Origin of the sequence: Streptosporangium jomthongense, assembly GCF_042650425.1 — a bacterium.
In the GTDB taxonomy this organism is placed as follows: domain Bacteria; phylum Actinomycetota; class Actinomycetes; order Streptosporangiales; family Streptosporangiaceae; genus Streptosporangium.
Genome location: NZ_JBHSBC010000072.1, coordinates 1 through 2,946, shown reverse-complemented (window position 1 = coordinate 2,946; position 2,946 = coordinate 1). Strand labels below are relative to the sequence as shown.

The following is a 2,946-nucleotide window of genomic DNA, read 5'->3' as shown; positions in this document are numbered from 1 at the left end:
GCGATCCGCGTTCCCACGGCCAAGCTCGCCGACCTGCTGGGCCTGCCGCTGCCGCTGGCCCCTGAACCCGAGCAGCCGCGTGAAGACCGCGGCTATGAAGCGGGCCGCTCGGAGGAAGTTCCGGCCTGAGCCGCCCGGCGCAGGTTCTCGATGTCGCGAGGTTCGACGGCGAACTCGTCAGGACCGATGACCCGCACCTGGTGCTCTCGCGCGAAGACGAGCTGCTCGCCGTCGCGGAAGTCGTCCTTCGGGACGAGGTAGGGGACATGATTCAGGTCGCCGTCGTCCCAGCTGAGTCCTTTCCCCCATCGCCGCAGGACCTCGTCGGGGTAGAGGTCGCCCAGTTCGTCGGCGCCGACGTCGATCCAGTGGGGCGGATGCGGGTGGGGGCGGGAGCCGGGGTAGATCACGCCGATCACCAGGGCGGTCTCGGTGTAGGGGTCGGGCTCGTCGGAGACGAACGGGTGGGGGAAGTCGTTCACCTATCCACCGTGGCACGGCCCGGCGGGTGCTTCGAACGGTCCATCAACTCGAGGTCCGTTCTTTTCTGGCGAGCGCCGTGGTCTGCCCCGGAAAGCGCGGACGGTCGTCGAACGGCAGCCTTGATCACCGGCCGTACGGCTCGCGTAGGACGTAAGCGGCGGTTTCCGGTAGGCATCGGCTCAGCACCGTCCAGAAGGAAGGCCCGCACATGATGATGACCCCGACGCCCTTGGCGGCCGCCGCGCCGGAGGCCTGGCCGCAGATGATCCCTCAAGCTTTCCCGCTGTGGCTGGTACGCGACTACCGCGGAGGCCGCCGGGTCGAGGAGATGGTGGTGGGCTGGGTTCCCTCCCCGAACGATCCGGCGTGCTGGGACCCCGTGGTGATCTGCTACGGCGGGCTCGCGGTCGTGGACTCGGTCGACAGCCCTTCGGGCGAAGATCTCGACGTGGAACGGTGGTTCTCCGTCACCAGGACCGTTGGAGAGCAGGTCAAAGGTCTGCCCAGGGGCGTCATGAGCCCTGGTCCGCAGGCCGTGCCGTCGAGCCGAGCGGCTCTGGTCCGCTGGGGCAGGACCTTGCTGGCGCTGGTGGCTGGCCCTCGACACCCGGGCGTTCCCGGCCGGGGTCCCTCCTGAATCATGGATCTCACCGCGAAACCAGCTTCGACCGGTCGCGTCGGTGATCGTGCGCGCCTCTGAGCGTGCTTGTGAGCGTTGACCAGCACGTGTCGCGATCACGAGGTCGGTCGTGCGATTACAGCGCTCCCGCTCGCGTACAGCCCCTCCGATGGGGACGGTTCTCCCTGGTCTTGCTCCTTCAGGGCGGACATTCTTCTCGCTGGCGTTTTCGCTGGCGGAAAGGCTGGCCACATCGCATGCCGAATCGCTGGCGGCGAGGCGGGCGAAAGACTTCGTCGCGACGTGTTCAGGCAGTGCGGGGGAAGCGGCCGGCGGGCGGATACCGAGTCTGACTGCGGCGATCGTCAACCGGGGCACGGAAAACGGCTGTTATCTCCGGCTTCGTCGTCAGTACCGTTGAACAGGTGACGTACGAGTTCGGGAATAACGCCAAGACCGCCAGACGTGCTCTGCCGATCGCCCGCAGACTGATCGCCGAGGGCAACGTGCTGCTTGCCCCGGGGTTGGAGCTTCCGGTGGAGAACCGTGAGATCGTCCGCGCCCTGGCGGGTTGGTGGCGGCACGTCAACGTCCTGTCCGAGGACTTCGTCGACCGTGTCGCCGCCGGTCGGACCATCACGACGACGCCGATCTTCCGTTCCATCGTCGAGCATGTCTACAAGATGCTCTGGCTCGCCGCCGAGGGCGCCGATGGCCTGACCGTTGTGGACTTCTCCACCTGGAGCAACAGAAAGACTCTCCTGCAGGAGCTGGTCGACCCGAACACCGGCGAGCATCGCTGGCCCGCCCTGGAGCACATCGAGATCGGGACTCCTGCGGGCGTCGACCTCTCCCAGTCCTCCACGGACCCGGAGATCGCCCGGCTGAGGAAACTGCTGGCAGAGTTCAGAAGTTTCAACAAGCTCACGGCCCGGTTCGGCGAAGAGAACATGTACACCGTCTACCGGCACCTGTGCGACTACACCCATGCCAGCGCCTACACCGCCGACGCCTACACCGAGGACCTCGGCGATGGCAGGTGGGCGATCCACGCGGACGCCAAACCGCGCGAGGGAGAACGCGCCGACGTCATCTGGCTGCCGATCCTTCTCATGCAAGCCGGTCTGGTGCTGTCCTCCCGGCTGAAAGACGACCCGTTCCGCAAACAGATCACGCGCGCCGCGGCCGACTACGGCGTCTCGGTGAAGCAGCTTCTGCCTGTCACGCTCCCGGCAACGGGTTGATCGCACAGAGAGCGAAAGCCTTTCGTTCGGGGAGACGGGGCATTTGGCCGGGAAGCACCCTTGGTGCCAAGAAGCAGGTCGCACCTTCTCAGGAGGCGATCCGCGTTACCCGCTGAAGGTCCGTTCGCCCTAGTCAAGCTCCTGTAGAACAGCCAGCCTTTCCGCCAGCGGAAAGGCTGGCGTTCTTGCCTTCCGGATAGCTGGCGGGTGGGGCAGGCGAACCGGCTGATGAACGGTTGCCTTGGGAGGGAAACTCGCCGTCGACCAGGGCGTGATCGCCTGTTGCCTGGTGAGGGTCGGGTTCGGCGGCGTGGTGGTCCGGGGTCGGGGCCATGTTCGGTTGGCATTCACGGATTCGCCGTCTCGCGCAGGGCGCCCTCTTCATCGATCTGGTCCGCCAGGGCTGGATCGCGCCGGAGAGGCCCCGGAATAGCGCAGGTCAGAGGGCATATTGTTGGAGTGGGAACTCCTACCCATCGAACTTCCCATTGTGTAACGCTCCGGTCACGCCGGGTAAGCAGACACGGAGTGTGCGGAATCGGTTGCGCAGCCTGCCGTGAGGGCTGTTGAGTGTGATCGACAACTCCGGACACCCTCCAC

Annotated in this window: 3 protein-coding genes; 2 read left to right on the top strand and 1 reads right to left on the bottom strand. The window is 66.2% G+C overall.

Annotation, left to right across the window (positions count from 1 at the left end; all coding sequences use genetic code 11):
- Nucleotides 1-92 precede the first annotated feature (92 nt).
- Nucleotides 93-482 carry a hypothetical protein gene (locus ACFOYY_RS42430; RefSeq protein WP_386197193.1) on the bottom strand — a complete coding sequence of 130 codons (390 nt, stop codon included), beginning with the start codon at nt 480-482 and terminating at the stop codon, nt 93-95.
- A 209-nt stretch (nt 483-691) separates the two neighbouring features.
- Between ACFOYY_RS42430 and ACFOYY_RS42425 the strand changes: the two genes are divergently transcribed.
- Nucleotides 692-1,120, top strand: coding sequence for a hypothetical protein (locus ACFOYY_RS42425; protein WP_386197192.1), 429 nt, complete (start codon nt 692-694; stop codon nt 1,118-1,120).
- A gap of 407 nt (nt 1,121-1,527) precedes the next feature.
- Nucleotides 1,528-2,346, top strand: coding sequence for a DUF5677 domain-containing protein (locus tag ACFOYY_RS42420; RefSeq protein WP_386197191.1), 819 nt, complete (start codon nt 1,528-1,530; stop codon nt 2,344-2,346).
- The last annotated feature ends 600 nt before the right edge of the window (nt 2,347-2,946 follow it).

Bases quoted from the DNA above. Each gene is read 5' to 3' on its own strand.
- ACFOYY_RS42425 (WP_386197192.1), top strand. From the start codon at position 692: ATGATGATGACCCCGACGCCCTTGGCGGCCGCCGCGCCGGAGGCCTGG.